Raw genomic sequence first — 26,527 nt, forward strand, 5'->3', positions numbered from 1 at the left:
ACCCTCAGGGCTCGACTACGCGGGCGAAAAAGTAGACCACACCCGTCCGGGCGTGCCGCACGAGGAGCAGGAAAGGCCGGTCGACGCGCACCTCGACCGGGTCGGCCGGGCTGACCATCGCCATGGTGCGGATCATGACCGCGGTCGCGGCGGCGCCCTCGAGGCCCTGCTCGTCGAGCTTGAGGACGGACTGGTGCTGGACGGCCGAGACGAACGCGCGCGGATCCGGGGTCAGGCGGCCGAGGGGGGCCGCGCCGGGCTCGAACAGCGTGCGCACGCCCAGCCGCTTGAGGGCGCCGGTGAGGTCGGCGGGTCGGTCCAGGTCGATCTTCGGCAGGTGCAGGTCGAGCTGCACGCGCCGGGGGGCGGCGAGCAGGGTGGCCAGTTTCGCGTCGTCCAGGTCCGGTTCCTGGTCGGCGAGGTCGCCGTCGGGCAGCAGGACGGTGGCGGTGACGCCGGCGCCGGGCAGCTCGACGACCTGCCAGCCGTCCTGGTGCGCGTAGCCGAGGTGTTCGGACTGGCGCATCATGCGGACGCGCCGGGGGCCGGACGGGCTGTGGAACTGCTCGTCGCGGGTGGCGGCTTCGCGGAACGGGTGCTGCCAGGCCGCCTTGAGGTAGAGGGCGTTGACCAGGCTGGCGACGGTGTCCGGGCCGACCGAGTCCGGGGGCAGCAGTTCGGGGATGAGGTCGCGGGTGGTCTCGGCGATGTCGGCGTTGATGGCGCGGCGGGCGCCGTCGGGGTCGGCGACGAACGGGGCGGTCTTGGCGCTCGCGCCCGGCCAGCCGGCGAGGTCGGCGAGGAAGGTGTCGCGGACGGGCAGCTGGTCCCAGGCCCAGAGCGTGTTGGCGACGGCGAGGACCGGGTCCTCCTGGCGGGTGGTGTTGTCGAGCGTGGCGGCGGCGCGGAGGAGGTCGGCCTGCTTGGCGATGTCCGGGTCGCCCCCGGTGAGGAGCCCGAGAAGCTCGTCGGCGGCCGGTCCGTGGGCGGCCTGGCTCGCGAGGCCCAGCGCGCTGGCGATGGAGTACGGCGAGAGGACCGCGTCGCCGGTAGCGCTGTTGGCGACCCGGTGCACGGCGAGGGTGAAGCGCAGATGCTCCCGTTCCGGCGTGGTCACGCCCCCGACGCTACCGGACCGGAGGTCAGGGCCCGGCGGGGTGCGGTGGTGGGGTGGGTGGGTGACAACTCACCCGCATTGCCACGTGAAGGACGACGCGCCGAACCGTCCCGCCGCGAGGTCCGCCGGCCGGATGAGCCAGTGCAGCCGCCCCGCGTCGCCCCACATCATGCCGGTCGCGTCGTCCGAGTCGATCTGCGCGAGCACCACCCAGCGCCGGGCTTCCTCACACACTGCCGGCGATGCCCGATCGCCGCGGGCCCCGTCGACCCCCAGGTGCGCGCATGCGACATCGAGTTCGACCGCGTCCTGGATCGGGAAGGCGTAACCGCCGATCTGGTGCGCCGGGCTCGGCACTGTCGCAGCCAGAGCGGCCATGAACGCGTCACCGTTGGCGTGGTCGTCGAAGAACGACAGCTCGTCCTTCGGCAGGTCCCGGCACGCGGCGCGGAAGGCCGGGTGAGACCAGTCCGGGCCGGTCAGGCGAGGGGAGGCGGCCAGCGGGACCCAGTCGTAGGGCTCGATGTCAGCGGGTGGTTCGCGTTCGGCGGCCGGCACGCCGGCGGGGATGTGGATGACCCGCGATCCCGCCGTCAGCGACTGCGGGTCCCACTTCCCGACCGTGCGTGGCGGGTGGTCCGGGTCGAAGTAGCCGAGCGTGTCGTCGAAGTAGAAGAACAGCAACGTGCCGCTGGTGGGCAGCGCGAGGTCGATCGACTCGCGTGGCAGCTTCGCGCAGTCGACGGACGCGACGAAGCTCAACGAGCCCTCGCCCGTCCACACCGGCCACTCGAAATCGTCGGGCACCGAAGGACAACCGCCGAGCCGGCCGACCACGCGGTCGCCCCGGCCTGCCGGACGCAGACGCACGGCGGGACGGATCAGCGAGATCCAGCGTTCGGCGATGGCCGGCGGCAGTGTCTTGCGCGCGACGGCGAGCAGTCGCGCTTCACGGGTGGGCATCAGTGGCGTCCGGTGTGCCAGCGGTGCCAGGCGTGCGCCTGGGCGTCCGTCAGGGAGGCGACCTGGTCGATCACCACGCGGAGCCTCGCGGGGTCGTCGGAGGCCGCGTGCCACGCGGGGTGGAACGCGGCTTCCAGCGGGTCCGGCGCGCGCTCGGCCAGGATCGTCACCAGTTCGGCCAGCATTTCGCGCTGTCCGGCCTGCATGGCGAGCCTTCGGGGGTCGCTCATGACGTACCGCAGCGCCAGCGCCTTCAGCAGCGCGACCTCCGCCGCCACACGTTCGGGCATCACCAGGCACGCCTCGTAGCGGGTGAGGGGGCCGTCGCCGTACTCGGCGCGCGTTCCGGTGACCGCGGCGGAAGCGAACCGGCCGACCAGCTCGCTCGTCATCCGCTTCAGCGCGACCTGGCCCTGCGGCGTCGAGTCGAAACCGGGCCGCGCGAGCTCGGCCACGACGGGCAGGTCGAGCAGGTCACGCGCCGCGCCCTCCAGTGCCGACACCGACAGGCGCGAGAAGTGCTTGGCCGCCAGCTCGGCCACCGCCGCCCGCTCCCCCGGGTCGGCGAGCACCGACAGCGACAACCGGCCCGCCAGCACGCCGTCCTCGACGTCGTGCACCGAGTACGCCACGTCGTCGGCCCAGTCCATGATCTGCGCCTCCAGGCAGGTGCGGCCCTCCGGCGCGCCCTGCCGCATCCAGTCGAACACCTCCCGGTCGTCCGCGTACACCCCGAACTTCGCCGTGCCCGCCCGCCGGGGCCACGGGTACTTCGTCGCGGCGTCCAGGCACGCGCGCGTCAGGTTCAGCCCGGCCGAGTCGACCTTCGGCTCCAGCCGGGTGAGGATGCGCAGCGTCTGCGCGTTCGCCTCGAACCCGCCGCACGACTGCGCCACCTCGTCGAGCGCCCGCTCGCCGTTGTGCCCGAACGGCGGGTGCCCTATGTCGTGCGCCAGCCCCGCCGTGTCCACCAGGTCCGGATCGGCCCCCAGCTCCTCGGCGATGCCGCGCCCGATCTGCGCGACCTCCAGCGAGTGCGTCAACCGCGTGCGCGGCACCCCGCTGACCTCGGCGCCCTCCCCAGGCCCCACCACCTGGGTCTTGCCCGCCAGCCGGCGCAGCGCCGCGGAGTGCAGGACGCGGGCCCGGTCCCGCGCGAACGCACTCCGGCCGTCCGGCCGCGACCCGGGAAGCGCCGCCCGCTTCGGCGCTTCGCCGAGCCACCGTTGTTGATCGTGCTCGCTGTACACCCCGCAACTCTACGGGCACCGACCGACAATTCCGGGGCTCGCGGGCGGGGTTCTGACCAGGACACACGAGATGCCCACTCGTGCGGGCGCGACTGGTAGATGAGGTGAGCCGGGACGGCAGTTCCGGGCTGCGCGCCTGCCCGCGGGTGCTCGGTGAAGTGCAGGGCCTGAAGTTGAGCCCGCCGCCAGCGTTCGAGGGAACAGAGCGAGGCGACTTGGTCGGCGCCCCCGGCGGCAGCCGAGGCACCAGCCAGGGTCGGCGGGTCGGCCCGCGCGCGGCTCGGCCAGGAGCCGAGCTCACAACCATCTCCGGCCGGGTTCGAGGAGACGGATCGGGCTTGGCCTGCACCGCATCCCGAGCGGCAGCCGGGCCCCCGTGCGGGCGGGTCGGGGTCGTGATCCGGCGGGCCCCCAGCCCCGCGGCCGGCATCGGCGGGGCCGAGCGGCCAGCCGGGGCCGGCGGAGGTCGTCGGGAACGGGGTGAAGCACCGCGGCCCCTCCGCCGGCTCGGGCGGAGCCGGCCCGAGTCGGCGGAATGAGTCGGAGCGGGCTGACGCACCGCAGCCCCTCCCACCGCTCGGGCGCGGCGAAGCCACCAACCCGAGCCGGCGAGCGCAGACCTCACCGCCACCGCCCGGACTGCAGAGCCCAGGCGGCCGGAAACCTCAGCCCAACCCCGTGCCGCCGATGTTGTCGGCAGGTGTCTTGGTCAGCCGGTAGAACAACAGCGCGCCCGTCTCGCGGTAGATGTAGGCGAACTGCGTCTCCCGGGTCTGCACGATGGGCCCGCTGTGCGTCGGCGAGGTCCAGGTCTCCAGGCCGGCGTCGTCGGCCATCGTGCGGGCTCGCAGGGAGTGCCAGGGGTCGCTGACGAGCACCGCGGTCCGCCAGCCCCGCTCGCCGAACGCGGCGGCCACCGCGCGCAGGCTGCCGAGCGTGTCGCTGCCCTCGCCGACCGCCAGCGTCGCCGCGCGGGGCACGCCCTTCTCGATCAGCCAGTTCGCCCCCGCGGAGGCCTCGGTGTAGGCGTCGCCTGCCTTGTTGCCGCCCGCAGTGACGATCCGGTCCGCCACCCCGTCCTCGTACAGCTCCATCGCGTGCTTCAGCCGCGCCTGGAAGATCGGCGACGGCTTGCCGTTGTACTGCGCCGCGCCGAGCACCACGATCGCGTCGGCGTGCGTGCGGTCGTCCTCGCGCGCGACCTGCCACACCCGGAACGCCGTCCCGCCGACCACCATCACCAGCACCAGCACCGTGCCCAGCACGGCCCGGCGCACCCAGCTCACCCGATCACCCATCCCGGTCATCCTCCCAGACGGGTCCTCACAGCCAGCCGCGCTCCTCCGCCAGCCGCACGGCCTCGGCCCGCGTGCGGGCGCCGGTCTTGCCGATCGCGGCGGACAGGTGGTTGCGCACGGTCCCCTCGGACAGGTGCAGGCGCCGGGCCACGTCGGACACCGTGCCGCCGTCGCTGGCCGCCCGCAGCACCTCGTGCTCCCGCGGGGTCAGCGGGCTCGCCCCGGTCGCCAGCGATTCGGCGGCCAGCGCCGGGTCGACCACGCGCAGTCCGGTGTGGACCCGGCGGACCGCGTCGACGAGCTGCTCCGGCGGGGAGTCCTTCACCACGAACCCGGCCGCCCCCGCGGCCATCGCCCGCGCGAGGTAACCGGGCCTGCCGAACGTCGTGCACACGATGATCCGGCACGACGGCAGCGCCGCGTGCAGCTCGGCGGCCGCGGTCAGGCCGTCCTTGCCCGGCATCTGGACGTCGAGCAGCGCCACGTCCGGCGTGGTCTCCTTCGCCGCGGCCAGCACCTCGTCACCCGACCCGACCTGGCCGACCACCTCGATGTCCGGCTCCAGGCCGAGCACGGTCGCCAGCGCACCCCGCACCATCGCCTGGTCGTCGGCCAGCAGCACCCGGATCACGCGACCTCCACCGGCGTCGCCACGGGCACCTCGGCCCGCAGCTGGAACCCCTCACCGGGCCGTGCCCGGACCTGCAGCGTGCCACCGAGCTGGGCGAGCCGCTCTTCCAGCCCGCGCAACCCGTTGCCCGCCCGGCCCGGCTCGCCGCCGCGGCCGTTGTCGGAGATCTCCATCCAGTTCCGCCCCAGCCGCACCTTGACGCGGCTCGCGCCGGAATGCCGCAGCACGTTGGTCACCGCTTCCCGCAGCACGTACCCGAAGGCGCTCTGCAGCTCCGGCCGCACGTTGTCGACCGCGCTCGGCAACTCCGCCTCGATCTCGGCGGCCCGCAGCGCGGCGCGCGCCCCCACCAGCTCGGCCGACAGCGACACCTCGCGGTACTCCGAGACCGTCGCGCGCACGTCGGACAACGCGCTGCGCGCCAGCCCTTCGACCTCGCGGATTTCGGTGACCGCCCGGCCGGGGTCGGCCGCCGTCTCGATCAGCCGCCGCGCCAGGCCGGCCTTGACCGCGATGGTGGTGAGGCTGTGGCCGAGGATGTCGTGCAGGTCCCGGGCCAGCCGTTCCCGTTCCGCGCTCACCGCCAGCACGGCGATCTCCTCGTTGGCCCGCCGGAGCCGCCGCACGGTCTGCGCGAGCCGGCCCATGAAGAACGCGGTCGTGGTGATGCCGACGACCGCGCCGATGTCCGACGGCGTGCCCGGCACGTCGTTGTGGACGAGCAGCAGCACCCCGCACCCGGCGAGCGCGGCGCCGTCGAACACCAGCACCCACCCCGCCGGCATGCTCATCGCGATCGCGAGCGTGGCGTAGAGGAGCATGTAGATGCTGGTGCCCTGGAGCAGGACCGCCCACCCGAGGACGAGCATCAGCACCGCGAACGGCAACCGGACGCGCATCCGGCGGTTCGCCAGCAGGAAGTACGGGAAGCTCACGTAGCACGCGCCGTAGGCCACCAGCAGCACGATGAGCAGCGGGTCCAGGCGCTGGCCGACCGGCACGGCACTGGCCAGGAAGAAGATCGTCCCGGCGAGCGGCCAGCGGCGCACGAACCGCGGGCTGGGCCGTCCGGCAGCGTGCTCGTTCCACCACTGGGTCCTGTCGTCGGCCACCGTGCTTCTCCCCATCACACCCGCGCGGAGTCCTTACGGTAGCGGCGGACCACGGCGATCCCGACGGCCACGGTCCACACCGCCAGCCACAGCACGTCCTGGCCGAGGCTGGTGCTCAGGTCGGTGGTCACCGCGCCACGGCCGACCTGCGCCATCCAGTAGCTGGGCAGCACGTGCGAGATCTGCAGCAGCCAGTGCGGCATCGCTTCGACCGGGATGAAGATGCCGCCCAGCAGGGCCATCGGCAGCATCACCAGCTGCGTGATCGGCTGGACCGAGTCGGCCGTGCCGACCTGCCCGATGAGCAGCCCGATCAGCGCGAACGGGATCGCGGCGAGCCACACCCCCAGGGTGACCCGCAGCCAGCTGCCCGCATCGAGGGACACGCCCTGCGTGAGCGCCCCGACCAGCGGCACGAGGACCACCGGTGCGAGCGCGAGCGTCAGGCCCGTCGCGGCCTTCGCGGTGAGGTAGCCGGCGCCGGTGAGCGGGGTCAGCCGCAGCTGCCGCTGCCAGCCCGCCTTGCGTTCCACGGCCACCCGCGTGCCCATGAACAGCGCCGCCGACATGGCGCCGAAGGACGTCATGCCGACCATCAGCGGCGCGACGGCGTCCTGGTCACCGCGCGCGAAGATGCCGACGTAGAGCAGGAACATCAGCACCGGGAACGCCACGGTGAAGACCAGGAACCGCGGCGAGCGCAGCACGCGGCGGATCTCCAGGGTCAGGAACTTCAGGCTCATCGGTGGTCCTCCTCGTCGGCGGTCAGGGTCAGGAAGGCGCCTTCCAGCCCGATCGCGGTGATCTCGATGTCGTGCGCGTCCGGGAAACGGGCCAGCAGGGCCCGCAGGGTGGCGTCGGAGTCCGAAGTGGACACCGCGATCCGGCCGCCGCGCACCTCGTGCTCGGTGACGCCCGGCAGCGCCGCGACCGCCGCCGCGGTGGCGCCCGGCACGGCGGCCCGCAGGGTGCGGCCGCTGGCCAGGGCGCGAACCTCCGCGACGGAGCCGTCCGCGACGATCCGCCCGGCGCGCATCAGCACGACGCGGTCGGCGAACTCCTCGGCCTCCTCCAGGTAGTGCGTCGCGAACAGCACGGTGCGGCCGGTGTCGGTGTAGGCGTGCATGGACTTCCAGAACTCGCGGCGGCTGCCCACGTCCATCGCGGCGGTCGGCTCGTCGAGCACCAGCAGGTCTGGGTCGCTGACCAGGGCCACGGCGAACCGCACGCGCTGCTTCTGACCGCCGGAGAGCTTGGTGCCGCGCCGGTTCGCCAGGTCTTCGATGCCCGCGCGGCGGAGGGCCTCGGCGACGGGCATCGGCTTGCGGTGCAGCGACGCGATCAGGCCGACCATCTCGCCGACGGTGGCGTCGTCCAGCAGCGCGGCGCCCTGCAGCATGGCGCCGATCGCGCCGCGGGAGACGGCCTCGGCGGGGGCCGCGCCGAAGATCGATACCTCGCCGGAATCGGGCCTGGTCAGGCCCAGCAGCATGTCGACCGTCGTGGACTTGCCGGCGCCGTTCGGGCCGAGCAGCGCGACCACCTCGCCGGGCGCGATGGTGAGGTCGACGCCATCCACGGCACGCACCTCGCCGTAGTGTTTGCGCAGGCCCGTCAGCCGCACCGCGGCCCGGGTCAGGGTCTGTGTTCCGTCCATGTGCTCAGCGTGCCGCCGCCGACCTCTGGGTTCGCAGGCCGAGCGTCACGACCTGACCGTGACAAGTGTCAGGGCTACTCTCCCAGATATGGGATATGATCCCTGATGTGAGAACCATGGAAGATCGCCTGGCCGCGCGCCTGGCGGAGCTGCGGGCGCAGCGGGGCTGGTCGCTCGACGACCTCGCCGACCGCTCGGGGATCAGCCGGTCGACGCTGTCCCGGGTGGAACGCGGCGAGATCAGCCCGACCGCGTCCCTGCTGGGCAAGCTGTGCACGGTGTACGAGCGGCCGATGTCGCGCCTGCTGACCGAGGTGGAGGCCGAGGGCGCGCAGGTCGTGCGGGCTTCGGCGCAGAGCGTGTGGACCGACGAGGACAGCGGGTTCGTGCGCCGGTCGGTGTCACCACCGCACCCGGCGTTGCGGGCGGAGGTCGTCGAGGGCACCCTGCGGCCGGGGGCGGACATCCGCTACGACGCGCCGTCCGTGGCCGGGCTGGAGCAGCACGTGTGGATGCTCGACGGGAACCTGGAGCTGACGATCGACGGCGAGACGCACGCGCTCGGCCCCGGCGACTGCCTGCGGTTCCGGCTGTGGGGCCCGACGCGGTTCGTGTGTTCCGGTCCGGACGCGGCCCGCTACCTGCTGGTCCTGGTGATGCCGTGATCACGCGACTGTCCGCGGCGGAGTTCGCCGGTGCCGTGCCCGCGCTGGCCGAGGTGCTCGCCGACTGCACCAACGGCGGCGCGTCCGTCGGGTTCCTGGCGCCGCTCGACGCCGCGTCGGCCGAGGCGTGGTGGAAGGGGCTCGCCGGCGACGTGGCCGAGGGCCGGGTCCTGATCTGGGCGGCCTGGGACGGCGCGCGGGTGGTCGGCACGGTGCAGCTCCGGCCGGCCCGGCTGCCCAACGCACCGCACCGCGCCGAGCTGGCGAAACTGCTGGTCCACCGCGACGCGCGGGGGCGCGGGCTGGGCCGGGCGCTGCTGACCGAGGCCGAACGCGGCGCTCGGGCAGCCGGGATCACGCTGCTGGTGCTCGACACCGAGACCGGCAGCCCCGCCTCGCGCCTGTACGCCTCGGCGGGCTGGACGGAGGCCGGGACGGTGCCCGACTACGCGGCCGATCCGGGCGGGGCGCTGAAGCCGACGACGTTCTTCTACAAGACGCTCTGACCGCCCTGGGCACAGACGGCGACGAAAGGCACGGCGGCGCCAGGGGAGGCCCCGGATAGGGCGTGGCGCCTGGGGAACGCCGCCGAGTCGTCATCGTCAGGTCACGGGCGCGGCGGGCAAGCCGCCGGGCCGCTTGCTGGGGCCCGCTGAAGGCCTGGGCGCGACACGACGCCCGGCAACACCACCACCGCCAGGCCCTGAAACCCCTGAGCGCCGCGCCGCGTCCGGGAAGGCCACCGTCCGGTCCCTGGTGCGGTGAAGCGCAGGTGCTCGGGCCGTCCGCAGACCGAAAAGCCCTGGTCACGCACGCGTGACCAGGGCTTTCGAGCGGCTTCGTCAGCAGCCGGGGAGCCGGGCGGCGAGGTAGGCCTCGACCTTGTCGATCGCCACGCGCTCCTGCTGCATGCTGTCGCGCTCCCGCACCGTCACGGCCTGGTCCTCGAGCGTGTCGAAGTCCACCGTGACGCAGAACGGGGTGCCGACCTCCTCCTGGCGGCGGTAGCGCTTGCCGATCGAGCCGGCGTCGTCGAAGTCGACGTTCCAGTTGCGGCGCAGCTGGGCGGCCAGGTCCTTCGCCTTCGGCGTCAGGTCGGCGTTGCGGGACAGCGGCAGCACCGCGACCTTGAACGGCGCCAGGCGCGGGTCGAGCTTGAGCACGACGCGCTTGTCGACGCCGCCCTTGGCGTTGGGCACCTCGTCCTCGTGGTAGGCGTCCAGCAGGAACGCCATCATCGGGCGGCCCACACCGGCGGCCGGCTCGATGACGAACGGCCGGTAGCGCTCCTTGGTGGCCTGGTCGAAGTAGGCCAGGTCGACACCGGAGTGGTTGGAGTGCGTGGTGAGGTCGAAGTCGGTGCGGTTCGCGATGCCCTCGAGCTCACCCCACTCCTGGCCGGCGGAGAAGCCGAAGCGGTACTCGATGTCGACGGTGCGCTTCGAGTAGTGCGACAGCTTCTCCTTCGGGTGCTCGTAGTGCCGCAGGTTGTCGCGGTTGATGCCGAGGTCGGTGTACCACTCGGTGCGCAGGTCGATCCAGTACTGGTGCCAGCGCTCGTCCTCGCCCGGCTCGACGAAGAACTCCATCTCCATCTGCTCGAACTCGCGGGTGCGGAAGATGAAGTTGCCGGGGGTGATCTCGTTGCGGAACGACTTGCCGATCTGGCCGATGCCGAACGGCGGCTTCTTCCGCGACGTGGTGAGCACGTTGAGGAAGTTCACGAAGATGCCCTGCGCGGTCTCCGGGCGGAGGTAGTGCAGCCCCTCCTCGGACTCGACCGGGCCCAGGTGGGTCTTGAGCATCATGTTGAACTCGCGCGGCGGCGTGTACTGGCCGCGGGTGCCGCAGTTCGGGCAGGGGACGTCGGACAGGTCGTCCTCGGAGGTCTCCTTGCCGGTGCGCGCGCTGTAGTCCTCGGCCAGCTGGTCGGAGCGGAACCGGCGGTGGCACGCGGTGCACTCGACGAGCGGGTCGTGGAAGGCGTTGACGTGACCGGAGGCCACCCACACCTGGCGGGGCAGGATCACGGAGGAGTCGAGGCCGACGACGTCGTCGCGGCTCTGGACCATCGTGCGCCACCACTGGCGCTTGATGTTCTCCTTGAGCTCGACGCCGAGCGGTCCGTAGTCCCACGCCGACCGGGTTCCGCCGTAGATCTCCCCGCTCGGGAAGACGAAGCCACGACGCTTGCACAGGCTGACGACGGTCTCAATGTTGGCGGGCACTCCACGCTCTCCATCAGATGCGGGGACGGTTATCGGTTCCGTCCAGCGTATCCGGCCCTCGTCGCGGCCCGGCGCGGGGCTTGACATGGCGAGGGGGAGGCGATAACGGCAACCACTACCGGGAGAACACTAGGATGGGGTGACACCGACCGACACGAGGCTGGAGATGGCTATGCCGATGGCTCGTCCGGACGCCGCGTTGCCCGGGTTGCCCGACGACGCCGACCAGGTCCACGCCGCCGACGAGCTGAAGCCACGCACGCCGCCCCAGCCCGCCGCGACGCTGTCCGAGGCCGGTGAGCTGTTGCGGGCCCTGTCGGCGCCGGTGCGCATCGCGATCGTGCTGCAGCTGCGGGACGCCGACCGGTGCGTGCACGAGCTGGTCGACGCGCTCGACGTGGCGCAGCCGTTGATCAGCCAGCACCTGCGTGTGCTCAAGGCGGCCGGGGTGGTGCGGGGTGAGCGCCGGGGCCGTGAGGTGGTCTACCGGCTCGTGGACGATCATCTTGCGCACATCGTGATGGACGCGGTGGCCCACGTCCAGGAGGGTTCATGACGAGTAGCGAGGTTCGCCGGGCCCCGGTGCCCGGCCGCCGGTCGACGAAGCAGCGCGCGGCCGTGGTCGACCTGCTGTCGGAGGTCGACGACTTCCGGTCGGCGCAGGAGCTGCACGACGAGCTGCGCAAACGCGGCGACGGCATCGGCCTGACCACGGTGTACCGGACGCTGCAGTCGCTGTCCGAGGCCGGCGAGGTGGACGTGCTGCGGACCGAGTCCGGCGAGGCGATCTACCGCCGCTGCTCGACGCACCACCACCATCACCTGGTGTGCCGGCACTGCGGCTTCACCGTGGAGGTGGAGGGTCCGGCGGTGGAGCGCTGGGCGGAGAAGGTGGCGTCCGGCAACGGCTTCTCGGACATCCGGCACACCGTCGAGATCGTCGGGACGTGCGCGGAGTGCGCGAAGCGGTTGGGGAGCTAGTGCGTCCGCGCGCTGAAGCGTAACGTCGTCCTATTGCGCCTCCTGGTGTCTCGGGTGAGGAGGACGACGCATGGCTCACGCAATCAGCGAATCCACCACGACCACGGTCGACGACTACGACGCGATCTGCCGGGCCGTTCAGCTGTGCCTCGACGGCGAGGCGACCGGCGACGCCGGCAAGGTGCGGGAGGCGTTCCACCAGGACGCCCGCATGTTCGGCTCACTGGCCGGTGAACGGTACGACGTGCCGATCTCGGATCTGGCCGAGATGGTCGCGAGTGCTCCGGCGGACACCGGGAACTACCGAGCGCGCATCCTCTCGGTGCAGCAGACCGGCGACGCGGCGTTCGTGACCGTGGCCGAGGAAGGCTATTGGGGAACGGTCTCCTTCCTCGACTACCTGTCCCTGGCGCGCATCAGCGGGACCTGGAAGATCGTGAACAAGTTGTTCGCGCACACCGGGGGCGAACCGCCGGAGCTGGGCTAGTACTCATAGGCGTCCTGGGGTGCGGGGATCGGCTGCAGTGCGGTGACCGTGACGTCCGGGGTGTAGCCGTTCGCGGCGGTCGCCGTGCCGGGGACGAGCCGGCCCGTCACCTCCAGCCAGCTGTCGTCCGGGAAGCGGGCCGCCTGCGGGCCGGTCAGGCGGACCGTCATCGGGGAGGCGTCGGCCGCGCAGCACCGGATCACCATCCGCGCCAGCAGCACCCCCTCCTTGGCGTGCACGACGAAACCGCTCAGCCGGACGGTGCGGCCGTTGAGCGAGTCGCGGGAGTCCCAGCCGGCGCGGGTGACGAACTCGGTGAGGGTCAGTGGCACCACGTCCCCGGCCGGCAGCGGCGGGAAGGCGGCCGCGTCCTGGGCGACCGCCGAGCGGGGCGCGCCCGCCGAGGTGCGGATGACCGAGTCCGAGCCGAGCGCGGGCGGGGCGACCAGGAACACCGCCAGCACCGGGACGACGAGCAGCCACGCCGACCGCGCCGGATGGTGGTGGTCGTGCCCGGCGGTGACCGCCGTGGCCTGGCGGGCGGCCAGCACGTCCCGCACGATCGCGACCGCGCCGAGCAACAGGATCACCGCTCCCCCGGCAACCACCCACGGCTGCTGCGCGGGTTTGACGTAGCGCAGGTAGTCGCCGTTGACGCCGATCTTGAGCAGCGCCCCGCCGAGCAGCACCAGCAGGATGTTCTGCGTTTCGCGACGCACCAGGTCCCTCCCCTACCGTGCCGGCACGATGGTCAGCCAGTCGGCCGCGGACACCACGAACGCGACGGCACCGGCCATCGCGAGCAGTGCGGCGACCGCCCCGAACGCGATCCCGGAGCGCGCCAGCCCACCCGGGGCGTTGCGGCTGAGGACGCCGAACAGGACCGCCAGCACCGCCAACACGAGGATCAGGACCCACAGCGCGCCGAGCACCAGCGTGAGCACGACGGCCAGCGGTGACGGCAGCGCGTCCCCGGCGCGCGGCCGGACGAACGCCCAGGTCACCCACACCGACATCGCCATCACGATCCCGACGGCGCCGAGCGCGGCCGACGCCACGGCGAGCCCGGCCCGCGGCTGTTGCTGGATCATCTGGCACCTCCCAGGACGAGGACCCCGACGATCACCGCGCAGGCGGTCGCCACGACGAACGTCACCGGGGCGAACCGTACCGCGAACGAACGTCCGAAGGTGCCCGCCTGCAGCGCGAACAGCTTCACGTCGATCGCCGGGCCGACCACCAGGAACACCAGCCGTGGCAGCAGCGGGAGCGCGGTGAGCGAGGCGGCCACGAACGCGTCGGCCTCGCTGCACAGGGCGAGCACGACCGCGAGGACGGCCATCACCAGCACGCCCAGCACGATCTGGTTGCTGAGCACCTCGAACCAGGCGGCGGGCACGAGGACGTTCATGGCGGCGGCGATGAGCGCGCCGAGCACCAGGAATCCGGCCGACTCGACCAGGTCGGCGCGTGCCGTCTCGGCGAAGGTGCGCCACTTGCCGCCGCCCTCGGGCAGCCGTTCCAGGGCGCGCTGGACGATCCAGTCGAGCTTGCCCCACCGCGCCCAGAGCAGGCCCATGACGACGGCGGTCGCGAACGAGCCGAGGAATCGGGCGAGCACCATCTCCGGCTGCCCGGGGAAGGCGACCGCGGTGGCGACGAGCACCACCGGGTTCACCGCCGGGGCCGCGAGCAGGAAGGTGAGCGCGGCGGCCGGGGCGACGCCCTGGCCGATCAGGCGGCGCGCCACCGGCACCGACGCGCACTCGCAGCCGGGCAGGGCGACCCCGGCCAGGCCCGCGACGCCCACGGCGCCGGCCTGGTTCCGCGGGATGACCCGGCGCAGGACGCGCGCCGGGACGAACCCCGCGATCGCCCCGCTGATCAGCACGCCGAGCACGAGGAACGGCAGGGCCTGCACACACACCGCGACGAACACCGTGGAGCCGGTCCGCAGGGCCGGCACGTCGAGCACGTCGCGCAGCCAGCCCTGCCCGAGGACGGCGACGACCAGGAGGGCGCAGAGCACCTCGATGGAGGTGACCCGCCCCCGGCGCCGCTTGCCCTCGGGCTCGGTTCGGTCCAGTACTTCGCTCACCGGGCCGATACTGCCAGGGAGGGGCGACCGGAACGGCGAGCCGGGTCGACGAGTGGACCATCTCGTGCGCTGAGGGGTACGAGATGGTCATTTCGTGGAGAGGTTCGGTGCACGAGTGGACAGTTCGTGCGCGTGCGACTGGTGGGAGGTGGTCGGGGGACGCGCTGGGGTGGCGGGGAGGGGGTTCAGCTGGTGGGCCGGGTTGGGCGGGACTGGGCCGGGCCGGGTTGGGTTGGGCTGGGCCGGGCCGGTTGGGCTGGCCCGGCTGCGGGATGCCGAATGTGGTGGTCGGCTGGGGCGCGGCCAGGCAACGGGCAGCCGCTTGGCTGGGTCCGAGGACGGGCCTGGTTCGGACAGGTGGGCCGCAGGCAGTCCCAGGCGACGCAGGGCAGCGGTGCCTGAAGAGGAACCTGGTTCACACCCGTGGGCTGCGGGCAGTCAGGGCAGCAGGCAACGCGAGGGGGCAAGGCAGTGTGGCCGGTGGATCACCGGCGGCAACACTGGCAGTCGCGAGCCCAATACCCCGCAAACCGGCCGTGGCGGGTCAGGTCAGTTCGGCGCGTAGCTGCGAAGCCGTGGAGACCACCAGCATCAGCAGCGTTCCCAGCGCGGGGATCTCCAGCCCCTGCGCCGGAAAGGCGTACCGCAGCGTCAGGTCCAGCCCGCGCTCCGCGTGCTGCACCCCCAGCGTTCCGAACAGGCCCTGCCCCGCCCGTTCGGCCGCCTTCGCCGCGAAGGCCGGGTCGTCGGGCAGGTCCCAGCCGACCACGCAGGTCAGGCTGAGCACCGTCAGGCCCTCCGCGAGCTGCGTCGACTGCACCACGCAAGGGACACCGTTGTGGGAGAACGTCAACGCGCCGTCGTCGTCGACGTGGACTTCCAGGTACGTCTCGAGCGCTTCCCGGGCCCGGCTCAGCAGCTCCGCCGTGTCCGCCGCCTCCGTGTTCACGACGCCCCCTTCGCCGCGTCCACCGCGGCCCCGAACCGGCGGTCCCGGCGCGCGTACTCCTCGCACGCGGCCCACAGCTGACGGCGGTCGAAGTCCGGGAAGAGCGTGTCCTGGAAGACGAACTCCGCGTAGGCCGACTGCCAGAGCATGAAGTTCGACGTCCGCAGCTCACCGGAGGGCCGCAGGAACAGGTCCACGTCCGGCATGTCCGGCTGGTACATGTACTTCGCGAGCATCCGCTCGTCCACCTTGTCCGGGTTGATCTTACCCTCGGCGGCGAGCTTCGCGACCCGGCGAGCCGCGTCGGCGATCTCCGCGCGCCCGCCGTAGTTCACGCACATCGTCATGTTCATCAGCGTGTTGTGCTTGGTCTTCTCCTCGGCGGCCTGCAGCTCCTTGATGACGCTGCGCCACAGCCGCGGCGCGCGCCCGGCCCACCGGATCCGCACACCGATCGAGCCCAGGTAGTCGACCTGACGGCGGATCGTGTCGCGGTTGAAGCCCATCAGGAACCGCACCTCGTCGGGGCTGCGCTTCCAGTTCTCCGTCGAGAACGCGTACACCGAGAGCCACTTGACGCCGAGCTCGACCGCCCCGCTGGCGACATCGATCATCACGGCCTCACCGCGCTTGTGCCCCTCGATCCGCGGCAGGCCCCGCTGGTTGGCCCAGCGGCCGTTGCCGTCCATCACCAGGGCGACGTGGTTGGGCACCAGCTCGCGCGGGATCGCCGGCGGCTTCGCGCCGGACGGGTGCGGGTCCGGCGCCCGCAGTTCCACCGCAGCCGAACTCGCCGCACGTGCCTTGAGCCGCACCTGATCCTCCCACTGCCTCGGGTTGCGGCTTCCGACCCTACTTGCCCGGCTGGAGCTCCCTGGCACGCCTCTCGACGAGCGGCAACGACTTCAGCTGCCGTTCCAGGTGCCACTGCAGGTGAGCGGCCACGATGCCGCTCGCGTCCCGGCGGGTCGCCTGGACCGACGCCTCCGCGACGTCCCAGTCGCCGTGCAGCAGCGACTCCAGCAGCACCAGCACCTCCGGCGCCGGGTGCACCGAACCCGCCACCCGGCAGTCGCCGCACAGCGAGCCGCCGGCCTGCACGTTGAACGCGGCGTGCGGGCCGGGCAGGCCGCAGCGGGCGCACTCGGTGATGGCGGGCGCCCACCCGGCGAAGGACATCGCGCGCAGCAGGAACGCGTCCAGGACCAGCGAAGGGTCCCGCTGACCGTCGGCCAGCGCCCGCAGCGCCCCGACGACCAGCAGGTACAGCCGCATCGCCGGCTCACCCTCCTCGACGGTGAGCCGGTCGGCGGTCTCGGCGATCGCGCTGGCCGCCGTGTAGCGCTGGTAGTCGCCCACGAGCGGCAGCGCGAACGCGTCGACCGTCTGGACCTGCGTGATCACGTCCAGCGAGCGGCCGGTGTAGAACTGCACGTCGACGTGCCCGAACGGCTCCAGCCGCGCCCCGAACCGCGACGTCGTGCGGCGCACCCCCTTCGCGACGGCCCGGACCTTGCCGTAGCGCCGCGTGAGGAAGGTGATGATGCGGTCCGCCTCACCCAGCTTGTGGACCCGCAGCACCACGCCGGTGTCGCGATAAAGACTCACGTCTCCATGGTCTCACGCGTACGCGGACAAGCCGGTGAACGGCGCGAACGGCAGGTTTCGCGCGACCCACCACACGAGCGCGAGACCGGCGACGCCCAGCGTGAGCCACCGTCCCCGGGCACCGGCCGGCCACCACCGCCGGGCCCGGCCCGCCTCCCACCGGACCGCCGCGACCAGCGTGACCACCGCCAGCGGAAAGAGCACCACCAGCGCGAACGCGTTGTACGACAGGGCCGCGACCACGTCGCCGTGCAACAACGCACCCAGTGCCCGGCTGCCCCCGCAGAACGGGCAGTCCAGACCGGTCAGGGCGTGGAACCAGCACGGGATCCGGAGCACCCCCGTGCCGAGCGCCGCTCCGGCCGCGAGACCGGCGACGGCCACGGCGGGCGTGACCCGCACGCTCCGCCACGACCGCCGCACCGTCATGACCTCAGTACATCGCCTTCGTCGAGATGGCGTAAGTCTTCGCGGCCTTGTCGTGCCAGCCCTGCCGCGCCTGCTCGTCGAAGAACGGCGAGAGGACCACCAGCAGCTCCACCAGCCCACCGATGCACGGGATGAGGCCCGGCAGCACCATCGTGGCCAGCCGGGTGAACGCCGGCCCACCGCCGATCCCGGCGCCCGGCTGCCCCGCCGACTGCTCGGTGACTACCCGGATGCCGGCCACGTTCTTGCCCACCGTCGCGCCGCGCGTGGCGAGCATCGTGCCCTCGTACACCAGCACCGACAGCGACGTCAGCGGCAGGAACAGGAAGAAGATCCACCACGTGTCCGGGTCACCGGCGAGCACCGCGAGCTGCAGGATCAGCACCAGGATCGTCAGCGGCACCCCGATGATCAGGCCGTCCACGACCCGCGCGAGGAAGCGGCTGCCCATCGTGGCGAGCACGAGCGGCGGCGTGTGCCGGAACTGGATCTGCGAACCCGGCACGACGATGTGCGCCTGTCCCGGCATGGGCGGGACGCGGCCGTACGGCGGCTGCCCGGGATGCCCCTGCGGCATCCCGTACGCCGGGCTCTGCGGATAACCGGGCTGGGGGTAACCGGACTGGGGGTACCCGGGCTGCGGATACGGCTGCTGGAACCCGCCCGAGGGCTGGCCGTAGGGCTGCTGACCGGTCTGCGGGTACTGCCCGTAGGGCTGCTGGCCCGGCTGCTGATCGTAGGGATTGGTCACTGGATTCCCCCTCGGAGTGGATCACGTCGGGCGGCAGCGTACCCGGTGATCCGGAGCGGGCGGGGAACCGGCTAGAACCCCAGGCGGCGCAACTGCTTCGGGTCGCGCTGCCAGTCCTTCGCGACCTTCACGTGCAGGTTGAGGTAGACCTTCGTGCCCAGCAGCTTCTGGATCTGCTGCCGCGCCTGCGCGCCCACCGCCTTCATGCGCTCGCCCTGGTGGCCCAGGATGATGCCCTTCTGGCTGGGTCGCTCGACGTACACCGTCGCGTAGATGTCGAGCAGGTCCCGCTTGTCCTCGCGCGGCAGCATCTCCTCCACGGTCACCGCGATGGAGTGCGGCAGCTCGTCGCGCACGCCTTCCAGCGCCGCTTCCCGGATCAGCTCCGCCACCAGCGTCTGCTCGGGTTCGTCGGTCAGGTCGCCGTCCGGGTAGAGCTGCGGGCCCTCCGGCAGCCGCGCGACGAGCAGGTCCTCCAGCTGCTTGACCTGGAAACCGTCCACGGCGGACACCGGGATCAGCTCCTCGAAGTCCAGCACGTCCTGCAGCGCCAGCAGCTGCTCGGCGATCTGCTCCGGCTTGGCCAGGTCGGTCTTGGTGACGATCCCGATCACCGGCGTGCGCTGGGCGACCTTGCGCAGCTCGCTGGCGATGTAGCGGTCGCCGGGGCCGACCTTCTCGTCGGCCGGCACGCAGAACCCGACGACGTCCACTTCGGACCAGGTTTCGCGCACGACGTCGTTGAGCCGCTGCCCGAGCAGCGTCCGCGGCTTGTGCACGCCCGGCGTGTCCACGATGACCAGCTGGGCGTCGTCGCGGTGGACGATGCCGCGGATGGCGTGCCGGGTGGTCTGCGGCTTGCTCGAGGTGATCGCGACCTTGGTGCCGACCAGCGAGTTGGTCAGGGTCGACTTGCCGGCGTTGGGACGGCCGACGAAGCAGGCGAAGCCGGAGCGGTGGGTCACAGCACTTCCTGCACGGTTCCGGACGGGTCGGCCCGCAGGATCGTCGCCGTCTTCGCCAGGTCGCGCACGGCCTGCACGGACGCCTCGGCCACGAACGGCTCGGCCGTGACGACCGCGGCCGCCTCCAGGCCCTCCGCCCCGCTGGACACTGCGGCCGCGACCGCCGCCTGCAGCGCGGTGATCTTGAACGAGGGCAGGTCGACCGTGGTGGCCGCGTAGGTGCGGCCGTCGGTGTCGCGCACCGCGGCGCCCTCGGCGGAGTTGTTCCGCGCCCGCGCGGATCGGGCGAGGATGACGATCTTCTCGTCCTCCGGGTCCAGCTCAGGCATGGTCCACACTCCTGTCGGCCTCGTCGTGGTCACCGTTTCCGGTACGCACCCTACGTCCGGCCAGCTCGTCGCTCTCCGCCTGCACCACCACGGTCGTGATCCGCATCCGGCCGCGGCGGTCCTTGCCGCCCTCGGCGTGCAGCCGCAGCCCGTCCACCTCGGCCTCGGCGCCGGGCAGCGGCACCCGGCCGAGCCGCTGCGCGAGCAGGCCGCCGACGGTCTCCACGTCGTGGTCCTCCAGCTCCAGCCCGAACAGTTCGCCCAGGTCGCCGACGCCCAGCCGCGCGGACACCCGCACCGTGCGGTCGTCGAGGTGCTCGACCGGTGGCCGCTCCTCCAGGTCGGACTCGTCGGTGATCTCACCGACGATCTCCTCCAGGATGTCCTCGATGGTCAGCAGGCCCGCGGTGCCGCCGTACTCGTCGACCGCGACGGCCAGGTGGTTGTGCGACACCTGCATCTCGCGCAGCAGGTCGTCCAGGCGCTTGGAGTCGGGCACGAAGCTCGCCGGGTACATCAGGTCCGCCACCGGCTTGGCCTCGCCGCCCTCGAGCTGCGCGCGCACCAGGTCCTTGATGTTGACCACGCCGACGATGTCGTCCACCGACTCACCGATCACCGGCAGCCGCGTGAAGCCGGTGCGCAGCGACAGGGCCAGCGCCTGCCGGACGCTCTTGGTCTGTTCGATCCAGATGATCTCGGTGCGCGGCACCATGACCTCGCGCGCGACCGTGTCGCCCAGCTCGAACACCGAGTGGATCATCTGCCGCTCGCCCGGCTCCACCACCCCGCGCTCCTCGGCCAGGTCGACCAGCTCGCGCAGCTCGATTTCCGTGGTGAACGGGCCCTCGCGGAAGCCCTGGCCGGGCGTGATCGCGTTGCCGATGATGATCAGCAACCGGGACAGCGGCCCGAGGATCGACCCGAGCACCCGCACCGGCCAGGCCACCAGCGTGCCGACGCGGTAGGGGTGCTGGCGGCCGATCGTGCGCGGCCCGACGCCGATGAGGACGTAGCTGACCAGCAGCATCACCAGCGCGGCCACCACCACCGCCAGCGCCTCCGGCTTGATCCACCGCAGGAACACCACGGTGACCAGCACCGTCGCGGTGAGCTCGCAGCCCAGCCGCAGCAGCACGAGCAGGTTGATGTGCCGTCGCCGCTCGTCGATCACCATGGCCAGCTGGCGGGCGCCGGGGCGGCCCATCCGGATCAGCCCCTCGGCGCGGGCCTTCGACACGCTGCTGACCGCCGCGTCGGCGGCCGCGAGCACGCCGCCGAGCAGTACCAGCGCCACGGCGATGACCAGGAGAGCGGCCGAACTCGCCATCTCCGGCGGCCTCAGCTCTCGGTGTCGGCCGGGCCGTCCAGGCCCGCGGCCCCCAGCAGCCGGTCGTCGGCCGTGCGCTGCGCGTCGCGCCGCTTGGCCTCGGCGACCGCGGCCTGGAAGTCGGCGAGGATCCGCTTCTGCAGCCCGAACATCTCGCGCCCCTCGGCGGGTTCGGCGTGGTCGTAGCCGAGCAGGTGCAGCACGCCGTGCACGGTGAGCAGGTGCAGCTCGTCGAGCAGCGAGTGGCCGGCGGTGCGGGCCTGGTCCCTGGCGAAGGCCGGGCACAGCACGATGTCGCCGAGCAGCGCCGGCGACGGGTCACCGGCGTCCGGGCGGCGGGCGGCGTCCAGCTCGTCCATCGGGAAGGCCATGACGTCGGTGGGACCGGGCAGGTCCATCCAGCGTTCGTGCAGGTCGGACATGACGTCGAGGGTCACCAGCACCACCGACAGCTCGGCGAGCGGGCTGACCTCCATGCGGTCCAGCGCGAAGCGCGCGGCGGAGACGATCGACGTCTCGTCCACCGCGACACCGGACTCGTTCGCGATCTCGATGGTCATGCTCAGTGCCGGCCCCGCCAGCCGTTGCCGGTCCCGGTGCCGCGTTCGGCGTCCTGCTCGGCCTGCCACTTCTCGTAGGCGTCCACGATGTCCCCGACCAGCCGGTGGCGCACCACGTCGGAGCTGGTCAGCGTGGCGAAATGCAAGTCTTCCACGCCTTCCAGGATGTCACGCACCACCCGCAGCCCCGACTTCTGCCCGGTCGGCAGGTCGACCTGCGTGATGTCGCCGGTCACCACGATCTTCGAGCCGAAGCCGAGCCGGGTGAGGAACATCTTCATCTGCTCGGGCGTGGTGTTCTGCGCCTCGTCGAGGATGATGAACGCGTCGTTGAGGGTGCGGCCGCGCATGTAGGCCAGCGGCGCGATCTCAATCGTGCCGGCCTGGATCAGGCGCGGGATCGAGTCCGGGTCGACCATGTCGTGCAGCGCGTCGTAGAGCGGCCGCAGGTACGGGTCGATCTTCTCGGACAGCGTGCCCGGCAGGAAGCCGAGCCGCTCCCCGGCCTCGACCGCGGGGCGGGTGAGGATGATCCGGGTGATCTGCTTGGCCTGCAGCGCCTGCACGGCCTTCGCCATCGCCAGGTACGTCTTGCCGGTGCCGGCCGGGCCGACCCCGAACACGATCGTGTGCTTGTCGATGGCGTCGACGTAGCGCTTCTGGTTCAGCGTCTTGGGGCGGATGGTGCGGCCGCGCCGGGACAGGATGTCCATGCTGAGCACCTCGGCCGGCGACTCCGTGCCGCCCGCCGAGAGCATGCCGACGGTGCGGCGGACGGTGTCCGGGCCGACCTGCTGGCCGCGCCCGGCCAGGGCGACCAGCTCGGCGAACACGCGCTCGCCGAACGCGACGTCCGCGGGCTCCCCGGTGAGGGTGACCTCGTTGCCCCGGACGTGCACGTCGGCGGCCAGCAGTTCCTCGGCGACCCGCAGGTTCTCGTCGCGGGATCCGAGCAGCGTCAGCACGGCGCCGTCCGGGATGGGGAACCGGGACTGGGCGCTGCGTGTGCTCCGTGCGGTTCCGGTGGTCTCAGTGACGTCCCCGGCGCTGTCGGGAACGTCCGATCGGGCGGCTCCACCCTGTGCGGTTCCGGCCAAGTGTCCTCGGGCCTGCCTTCTGCGTGTCCGCTGCTCGCTTCCTGCTTACCCCATCGATGCTAGCGGGCCGGGCAGGGGACGCGCAGTCGGTTACTTCGCGAGTCGCCCGAAGAACCCGAGCTGCTCCCCGCCCAGGACGTGCGCGTGCACGTGGAACACGGTCTGGCCGGCGTCACCCTCCGTGTTGAAGACCACGCGGTAGCCCGACTCGGCGATGCCCTCCAGTTCGGCGACCTTCGCGGCGGTGGTCAGCACGTCGGACAGCAGTTGCGGATCGGCCGCGGCCAGCTCGGCGACATTGCGGTAACGCTTCTTCGGCACGACGAGCACGTGCACGCGAGCCTGCGGCTGGATATCGCGAAACGCGAAAGTTGTTTCGGTTTCGTACACCTTGTCGCTCGGAATCTCGCCCGCGATGATCCGCTCGAACAACGTCTCGGCATCACTCATGGGGCGAACCCTATCGCGTGCCGGGATGCCCGGTGGGACAAGGGAAGTCGCGGATCGCGGGAGACGCCGCGGGGCGGTGGAGCCTGGGGGTCGCTCCACCGCCTCCGCGGCTCCGCCGGACCGAGGGGGGAGGTGTCCGGCGGGGCTTTGGGCACCCGGGGGCGACCCCAGGTGTCGTGTGGGTCAGGGTAATGGGTGCGGCGCCCCATGCGCCACAGTCGACACCCAATTTTTTCCAGGTTCCGAAGACGGGCGGTACGCGAATGCGGGTTCGCGCCGGTCGGAGCGAGGGTTCGCGGCTGCTCCGCCCGGGGTGGTGTGCTCGAGGCGGCGGTCACGGTGCGTGACGATCGCGGGGCGTCCGGGGCGGCGGACGGGGTTCGGGGGTTGGGCGGGACGGCGATCGGGGGGGGCCGCCGCGCCCAGGGTCCCCAGAGGGACGCGGCCGCCACGGCCCAGCCCGGCACCGCGGGCGGGGGGTAGGACCAGCGGGCGGTCAGCGCGGCCCGTGGCGGCCCGCCGGCGCCACCTGGGCGATCAGGCCCAGCGGGACGTCATCGCGCCCAGGGCGCCCAGCGCCACCGCCGCCGCGGTCGAGGTGCGCAGCACCGTCGGGCCCAGGCGGACCGCGAGGGCGCCCTCCGCGGTCAGCGCCTCCAGCTCGCCGTCCGTGATGCCGCCCTCCGGGCCCACCACCAGCAACACGTCACCGGCGTCGGGCAGCGTCAGCTCGGTCAGCCGCTGCGAGGCGCTGCCCTCCAGCACCACCGCGCAGGCCGCCCGCGCGGCCACCGCCGCCAGCTCGGCCGTGGTCACCGGCTCGCGCACCGGCGGCACCCACGCCCGCCGGGCCTGTTTGGCCGCCGCGCGGGCCGTGTTCTGCCAGCGGGCCAGCGCCTTCGCCCCGCGCGGGCCCTCCTCCCAGCGCACCACGCTCCGCTCGGCGCGCCACGGCAGGATCTCGTCCGCCCCGGCCTCCGTCGCGAGCTCCACCGCCAGCTCACCGCGGTCGCCCTTGGCCAGCGCCTGCGCCACGACGACCCGCACCGCGGGCTCCGGCTCGGTCCACCGCCGCGACACCGACAGGTCCAGCACCGGCTCGCGGCCGGGCCGGACCTCCGCGATCACGCACTCCGCGGCGGAGCCCCGGCCGTCCGACACGACCAGCCGCTCCCCCGCCCGCATGCGCCGCACGGTCGCCGCGTGCCGGGCCTCCTCGCCGTCCAGCACCAGCGACGGACCCGCCGGAAGCTCCGTCACGAGGAACACCGGCGGCGTGGTGGACGGCATTACTTGTGGCTCTTGGCGCGCAGCTTCGAGAACAGCCCGCCCTGGTGCCGCCCGTTGGACGTCATCCCGGACTCCTCGCCGCGCAGCTGGGCCAGCTGCTGCAGCAGCTCGCGCTGGGCGTCGTCGAGCTTGGTGGGCACCGTGACGTCCACGTGGACGTGCAGGTCACCGCGCCCGTCGACCCGCCCGGACGACCGCAGCCGCGGCATGCCCATCCCGGCCAGCACCAGCTCGGTGCCCGCCTGGGTGCCCGGGTCGACCGACAGCTCGTACTCGCCGTCGATCAGCGTCTCCAGCGGCACCGTCGCGCCCAGCGCGGCCGCGGTCATCGGGATGCGCAGGTTGCAGTGCAGGTCGTGGCCCTCGCGCACGAACACCTCGTGCGGCTCCTCGTCGACCTCGATGTAGAGGTCGCCGGCCGGGCCACCACCGGGACCGACCTCACCCTGCGCCGACAACCGGATCCGCATCCCGTCGCCCACCCCGGCCGGGATCTTCGCCGTCACCGAACGACGCGCGCGCACCCGGCCGTCGCCACCGCACTGGCGGCACGGGTCGGTGATGACCTCGCCGAAGCCGCGGCACACCGGGCACGGCCGCGACGTGACGACCTGGCCGAGGAACGACCGCTGCACCGACTGGATCTCGCCCTGCCCGCCACACGTGTCGCAGGTCTTGACCGTGCCACCGGGCGCCGTGCCGTTGCCGTGGCACTGGTCGCACAGCACCGCCGTGTCGACCGTGATCTCCTTGTCGACCCCGGTCGCGCACTCCTCGAGGCTCAGGCTGATCCGGATCAGCGCGTCCGAGCCCGGCTGGACCCGGCTGCGCGGGCCGCGTCCGCGGCCGCCACCGGTGGCCGCACCGAAGAAGGCGTCCATGATGTCGCCGAGACCACCGAACCCGCCGAACGGGTCGCCGGCACCACCGGCGCGCGCGCCGTTGTCCAGCGGGTCGCCGCCGAGGTCCACGATCTTGCGCTTCTGCGGGTCCGACAGGACCTCGTAGGCCGTGGTGACCTCGCTGAACTTGTGCTGGGCGTCCTCGGACGGGTTGACGTCGGGGTGCAGCTCGCGGGCGAGCTTGCGGTAGGCGCGCTTGATCTCCTGATCACTCGCGTTCTTGGGCACCCCGAGGATGCCGTAGTAGTCCCTGGCCACCTTCTGAACCGTCCTCCTAGACAAGCATCACCCTGGCTAGCCTCCGGCCAGGATCTGCCCCACGTAGTTGGCCACCGCGCGCACCGCGGCGATCGTGCCGGGGTAGTCCATCCGGGTCGGACCGACCACACCCATACCGCCGAGCAGCATGTCGTTCTTGCCGTAGCCGATCGACACGACCGAGGTGCTGCGCATCTGCTCGTCCTCATTCTCTTCACCGATGCGCACGGTCACCGCACCGGGGTTGCGCGCCGCGGCGAGCAGCTTGAGCACCACGACCTGTTCCTCGAGGGCCTCGAGCACCTGGCGCAGCGATCCGGGGAAGTCGGCGACGCTGCGGGTGAGGTTGGCCGTGCCGCCCAGGACCAGGCGTTCCTCGGGGTGCTCGACCAGGTGCTCGACCAGCAACGTGCAGATCCGCACCAGCGCGTCGCGCAGCTCGCCGGGCGCCTGGTCGGGCAGCTCGGTGACCCGCGAGGCGGCGTCGGTGAGGCGGCGGCCGGCCAGTGCGGCGTTGAGCATCTCGCGGATGCGGGCGACGTTCTCCTCGGTCATCACGTCGCCGAGGTCCACCGTGCGCTGGTCCACCCGCCCGGCGTCGGTGATGATCACCAGCATCAGGCGCGCCGGTGTGAGCGGCACCACTTCCAGGTGGCGCAGGCTCGAGTTCGACATCGTCGGGTACTGGATGACCGCGACCTGCCGGGTCAGCTGCGCGAGCAGCCGCACCGACCGGCGCAACACGTCGTCCAGGTCCAGCGCCCCGTCCAGGAAGCTGATGATGGCGCGCCGCTCGGCCGGGCTCAGCGGCTTGACCTCGGACAACTTGTCGACGAACAGCCGGTACCCCTTGTCCGTGGGGATGCGGCCGGCGCTGGTGTGGGGCTGGGTGATGTACCCCTCCTCCTCCAGCACGGCCATGTCGTTGCGCACCGTCGCGCTGGACACGCCGAGGCTGTGCCGGTCCACGAGAGCCTTCGAGCCGACCGGTTCATGGGTCGACACGTAGTCCGCGACGATGGCGCGCAGGACCTCGAAGCGACGCTCCTCCGAGCTGGGCACGCCTCACCTCCGAACTCCTCCGGGCGGTATCTCACCACGAGTTTACGGAAGGCGGGGGCG

Annotated in this window: 31 protein-coding genes; 5 read left to right on the top strand and 26 right to left on the bottom strand. The window is 72.4% G+C overall.

The genetic code is table 11. The features are described from left to right. Positions 1-4: 4 nt before the first annotated feature. From IE290_RS13350 to IE290_RS13385, 8 genes are all read right to left on the bottom strand, one after another. Positions 5-1,117, bottom strand: coding sequence for a serpin family protein (locus IE290_RS13350; RefSeq protein ID WP_191244850.1), 1,113 nt, complete (start codon positions 1,115-1,117; stop codon positions 5-7). Between the two features lie 69 nt (positions 1,118-1,186). Then, entirely contained in the window at positions 1,187-2,080 is an 894-nt protein-coding gene (locus IE290_RS13355; protein WP_191244851.1) for a YwqG family protein, read from the bottom strand. Further along, positions 2,080-3,330, bottom strand: a complete 1,251-nt coding sequence (locus IE290_RS13360) for a deoxyguanosinetriphosphate triphosphohydrolase (RefSeq protein ID WP_191244852.1) — start codon at positions 3,328-3,330, stop codon at positions 2,080-2,082. The genes IE290_RS13355 and IE290_RS13360 overlap by 1 nt, the downstream gene beginning before the upstream one ends. Before the next feature lie 665 nt (positions 3,331-3,995). Beyond that, positions 3,996-4,628 carry a YdcF family protein gene (locus IE290_RS13365; RefSeq protein WP_191244853.1) on the bottom strand — a complete coding sequence of 211 codons (633 nt, stop codon included), beginning with the start codon at positions 4,626-4,628 and terminating at the stop codon, positions 3,996-3,998. Between the two features lie 25 nt (positions 4,629-4,653). Further along, entirely contained in the window at positions 4,654-5,259 is a 606-nt protein-coding gene (locus tag IE290_RS13370; protein WP_191244854.1) for a response regulator transcription factor, read from the bottom strand. Beyond that, a complete protein-coding gene (locus IE290_RS13375; protein ID WP_191244855.1) occupies positions 5,256-6,371 on the bottom strand; it encodes a sensor histidine kinase in 1,116 nt (371 codons plus the stop codon). The genes IE290_RS13370 and IE290_RS13375 overlap by 4 nt, the downstream gene beginning before the upstream one ends. 14 nt (positions 6,372-6,385) lie before the next feature. Beyond that, positions 6,386-7,114, bottom strand: a complete 729-nt coding sequence (locus tag IE290_RS13380) for an ABC transporter permease (RefSeq protein WP_191244856.1) — start codon at positions 7,112-7,114, stop codon at positions 6,386-6,388. Further along, positions 7,111-8,028, bottom strand: coding sequence for an ABC transporter ATP-binding protein (locus IE290_RS13385; protein WP_191244857.1), 918 nt, complete (start codon positions 8,026-8,028; stop codon positions 7,111-7,113). The genes IE290_RS13380 and IE290_RS13385 overlap by 4 nt, the downstream gene beginning before the upstream one ends. Positions 8,029-8,144: 116 nt before the next feature. On the opposite strand from IE290_RS13385, the gene IE290_RS13390 reads away from it, so the two are divergent. Both IE290_RS13390 and IE290_RS13395 read left to right on the top strand, forming a co-directional pair. Next, complete coding sequence (locus IE290_RS13390) at positions 8,145-8,693, top strand: helix-turn-helix domain-containing protein (protein WP_191245163.1); 549 nt, start codon at positions 8,145-8,147, stop codon at positions 8,691-8,693. Beyond that, the gene (locus IE290_RS13395) at positions 8,690-9,199 is read left to right on the top strand and encodes a GNAT family N-acetyltransferase (protein ID WP_191244858.1); all 510 of its coding nucleotides are present in this window, start codon (positions 8,690-8,692) and stop codon (positions 9,197-9,199) included. The genes IE290_RS13390 and IE290_RS13395 overlap by 4 nt, the downstream gene beginning before the upstream one ends. 336 nt (positions 9,200-9,535) lie before the next feature. Here the strand turns inward: IE290_RS13395 and IE290_RS13400 are convergent, their stop codons facing one another. Next, positions 9,536-10,921 (bottom strand): glycine--tRNA ligase, encoded by a 1,386-nt coding sequence (locus tag IE290_RS13400; protein WP_094008878.1) that lies wholly within the window; start codon positions 10,919-10,921, stop codon positions 9,536-9,538. Between the two features lie 172 nt (positions 10,922-11,093). Between IE290_RS13400 and IE290_RS13405 the strand changes: the two genes are divergently transcribed. From IE290_RS13405 to IE290_RS13415, 3 genes are all read left to right on the top strand, one after another. Further along, positions 11,094-11,477, top strand: coding sequence for an ArsR/SmtB family transcription factor (locus IE290_RS13405; RefSeq protein WP_094008877.1), 384 nt, complete (start codon positions 11,094-11,096; stop codon positions 11,475-11,477). Beyond that, positions 11,474-11,902, top strand: a complete 429-nt coding sequence (locus IE290_RS13410) for a Fur family transcriptional regulator (RefSeq protein ID WP_191244859.1) — start codon at positions 11,474-11,476, stop codon at positions 11,900-11,902. The genes IE290_RS13405 and IE290_RS13410 overlap by 4 nt, the downstream gene beginning before the upstream one ends. A gap of 70 nt (positions 11,903-11,972) precedes the next feature. Further along, positions 11,973-12,389: a nuclear transport factor 2 family protein gene (locus IE290_RS13415; RefSeq protein ID WP_191244860.1), complete on the top strand. Its 417-nt coding sequence runs from the start codon at positions 11,973-11,975 to the stop codon at positions 12,387-12,389. Here the strand turns inward: IE290_RS13415 and IE290_RS13420 are convergent. The 17 genes from IE290_RS13420 to hrcA form a co-directional block, all read right to left on the bottom strand. Beyond that, the gene (locus IE290_RS13420; protein WP_191244861.1) at positions 12,386-13,108 is read right to left on the bottom strand and encodes a TIGR03943 family putative permease subunit; all 723 of its coding nucleotides are present in this window, start codon (positions 13,106-13,108) and stop codon (positions 12,386-12,388) included. The two genes, IE290_RS13415 and IE290_RS13420, sit on opposite strands and share 4 nt — an antisense overlap. Before the next feature lie 12 nt (positions 13,109-13,120). Continuing rightward, on the bottom strand, positions 13,121-13,480 hold the full coding sequence (locus IE290_RS13425) for a hypothetical protein (RefSeq protein ID WP_191244862.1): 360 nt from the start codon (positions 13,478-13,480) through the stop codon (positions 13,121-13,123). Then, positions 13,477-14,487, bottom strand: a complete 1,011-nt coding sequence (locus tag IE290_RS13430; protein WP_191244863.1) for a permease — start codon at positions 14,485-14,487, stop codon at positions 13,477-13,479. Before IE290_RS13430 ends, IE290_RS13425 begins: the two co-directional genes overlap by 4 nt. A gap of 544 nt (positions 14,488-15,031) precedes the next feature. Then, the gene (locus IE290_RS13435; protein ID WP_191244864.1) at positions 15,032-15,436 is read right to left on the bottom strand and encodes a hypothetical protein; all 405 of its coding nucleotides are present in this window, start codon (positions 15,434-15,436) and stop codon (positions 15,032-15,034) included. Continuing rightward, complete coding sequence (locus IE290_RS13440; protein WP_191244865.1) at positions 15,433-16,251, bottom strand: isoprenyl transferase; 819 nt, start codon at positions 16,249-16,251, stop codon at positions 15,433-15,435. Before IE290_RS13440 ends, IE290_RS13435 begins: the two co-directional genes overlap by 4 nt. Positions 16,252-16,288: 37 nt before the next feature. Beyond that, the gene (gene recO, locus IE290_RS13445; protein ID WP_191244866.1) at positions 16,289-17,044 is read right to left on the bottom strand and encodes a DNA repair protein RecO; all 756 of its coding nucleotides are present in this window, start codon (positions 17,042-17,044) and stop codon (positions 16,289-16,291) included. A gap of 12 nt (positions 17,045-17,056) precedes the next feature. Continuing rightward, complete coding sequence (locus tag IE290_RS13450; protein WP_191244867.1) at positions 17,057-17,473, bottom strand: DUF2752 domain-containing protein; 417 nt, start codon at positions 17,471-17,473, stop codon at positions 17,057-17,059. A gap of 4 nt (positions 17,474-17,477) precedes the next feature. Beyond that, the gene (locus tag IE290_RS13455) at positions 17,478-18,224 is read right to left on the bottom strand and encodes an RDD family protein (protein ID WP_191244868.1); all 747 of its coding nucleotides are present in this window, start codon (positions 18,222-18,224) and stop codon (positions 17,478-17,480) included. Positions 18,225-18,295: 71 nt separating this feature from the next. Further along, positions 18,296-19,189, bottom strand: coding sequence for a GTPase Era (gene era, locus IE290_RS13460; protein WP_191244869.1), 894 nt, complete (start codon positions 19,187-19,189; stop codon positions 18,296-18,298). Further along, positions 19,186-19,518 carry a cytidine deaminase-like protein gene (locus tag IE290_RS13465; protein ID WP_191244870.1) on the bottom strand — a complete coding sequence of 111 codons (333 nt, stop codon included), beginning with the start codon at positions 19,516-19,518 and terminating at the stop codon, positions 19,186-19,188. Before IE290_RS13465 ends, era begins: the two co-directional genes overlap by 4 nt. After that, positions 19,511-20,848 (bottom strand): hemolysin family protein, encoded by a 1,338-nt coding sequence (locus IE290_RS13470; RefSeq protein ID WP_191244871.1) that lies wholly within the window; start codon positions 20,846-20,848, stop codon positions 19,511-19,513. Before IE290_RS13470 ends, IE290_RS13465 begins: the two co-directional genes overlap by 8 nt. An 11-nt stretch (positions 20,849-20,859) precedes the next feature. Next, on the bottom strand, positions 20,860-21,408 hold the full coding sequence (gene ybeY, locus IE290_RS13475) for an rRNA maturation RNase YbeY (RefSeq protein ID WP_191244872.1): 549 nt from the start codon (positions 21,406-21,408) through the stop codon (positions 20,860-20,862). A gap of 2 nt (positions 21,409-21,410) precedes the next feature. Further along, positions 21,411-22,505: a PhoH family protein gene (locus tag IE290_RS13480; protein WP_094008863.1), complete on the bottom strand. Its 1,095-nt coding sequence runs from the start codon at positions 22,503-22,505 to the stop codon at positions 21,411-21,413. A gap of 90 nt (positions 22,506-22,595) precedes the next feature. Continuing rightward, entirely contained in the window at positions 22,596-22,955 is a 360-nt protein-coding gene (locus tag IE290_RS13485) for a histidine triad nucleotide-binding protein (protein WP_094008862.1), read from the bottom strand. Between the two features lie 537 nt (positions 22,956-23,492). Continuing rightward, on the bottom strand, positions 23,493-24,245 hold the full coding sequence (locus IE290_RS13490; RefSeq protein ID WP_191244873.1) for a 16S rRNA (uracil(1498)-N(3))-methyltransferase: 753 nt from the start codon (positions 24,243-24,245) through the stop codon (positions 23,493-23,495). Beyond that, positions 24,245-25,405 carry a molecular chaperone DnaJ gene (dnaJ, locus tag IE290_RS13495; RefSeq protein WP_191244874.1) on the bottom strand — a complete coding sequence of 387 codons (1,161 nt, stop codon included), beginning with the start codon at positions 25,403-25,405 and terminating at the stop codon, positions 24,245-24,247. Before dnaJ ends, IE290_RS13490 begins: the two co-directional genes overlap by 1 nt. Positions 25,406-25,441: 36 nt before the next feature. Continuing rightward, positions 25,442-26,467 (bottom strand): heat-inducible transcriptional repressor HrcA, encoded by a 1,026-nt coding sequence (gene hrcA / locus IE290_RS13500; RefSeq protein WP_191244875.1) that lies wholly within the window; start codon positions 26,465-26,467, stop codon positions 25,442-25,444. Positions 26,468-26,527: the final 60 nt, after the last annotated feature.

It is taken from the genome of Amycolatopsis deserti (assembly GCF_014653945.1).
Lineage (GTDB): Bacteria > Actinomycetota > Actinomycetes > Mycobacteriales > Pseudonocardiaceae > Amycolatopsis_E > Amycolatopsis_E deserti.

Coding starts and splice junctions, on each gene's coding strand:
- IE290_RS13355 (WP_191244851.1), bottom strand. CDS start 2,080: ATGCCCACCCGTGAAGCGCGACTGCTCGCCGTCGCGCGCAAGACACTG.
- IE290_RS13365 (WP_191244853.1), bottom strand. CDS start 4,628: ATGGGTGATCGGGTGAGCTGGGTGCGCCGGGCCGTGCTGGGCACGGTG.
- IE290_RS13380 (WP_191244856.1), bottom strand. CDS start 7,114: ATGAGCCTGAAGTTCCTGACCCTGGAGATCCGCCGCGTGCTGCGCTCG.
- IE290_RS13385 (WP_191244857.1), bottom strand. CDS start 8,028: ATGGACGGAACACAGACCCTGACCCGGGCCGCGGTGCGGCTGACGGGC.
- IE290_RS13390 (WP_191245163.1), top strand. CDS start 8,145: ATGGAAGATCGCCTGGCCGCGCGCCTGGCGGAGCTGCGGGCGCAGCGG.
- IE290_RS13405 (WP_094008877.1), top strand. CDS start 11,094: ATGCCGATGGCTCGTCCGGACGCCGCGTTGCCCGGGTTGCCCGACGAC.
- IE290_RS13410 (WP_191244859.1), top strand. CDS start 11,474: ATGACGAGTAGCGAGGTTCGCCGGGCCCCGGTGCCCGGCCGCCGGTCG.
- IE290_RS13415 (WP_191244860.1), top strand. CDS start 11,973: ATGGCTCACGCAATCAGCGAATCCACCACGACCACGGTCGACGACTAC.
- IE290_RS13425 (WP_191244862.1), bottom strand. CDS start 13,480: ATGATCCAGCAACAGCCGCGGGCCGGGCTCGCCGTGGCGTCGGCCGCG.
- IE290_RS13450 (WP_191244867.1), bottom strand. CDS start 17,473: ATGACGGTGCGGCGGTCGTGGCGGAGCGTGCGGGTCACGCCCGCCGTG.
- IE290_RS13465 (WP_191244870.1), bottom strand. CDS start 19,518: ATGCCTGAGCTGGACCCGGAGGACGAGAAGATCGTCATCCTCGCCCGA.
- IE290_RS13470 (WP_191244871.1), bottom strand. CDS start 20,848: ATGGCGAGTTCGGCCGCTCTCCTGGTCATCGCCGTGGCGCTGGTACTG.
- ybeY (WP_191244872.1), bottom strand. CDS start 21,408: ATGACCATCGAGATCGCGAACGAGTCCGGTGTCGCGGTGGACGAGACG.
- IE290_RS13485 (WP_094008862.1), bottom strand. CDS start 22,955: ATGAGTGATGCCGAGACGTTGTTCGAGCGGATCATCGCGGGCGAGATT.
- IE290_RS13490 (WP_191244873.1), bottom strand. CDS start 24,245: ATGCCGTCCACCACGCCGCCGGTGTTCCTCGTGACGGAGCTTCCGGCG.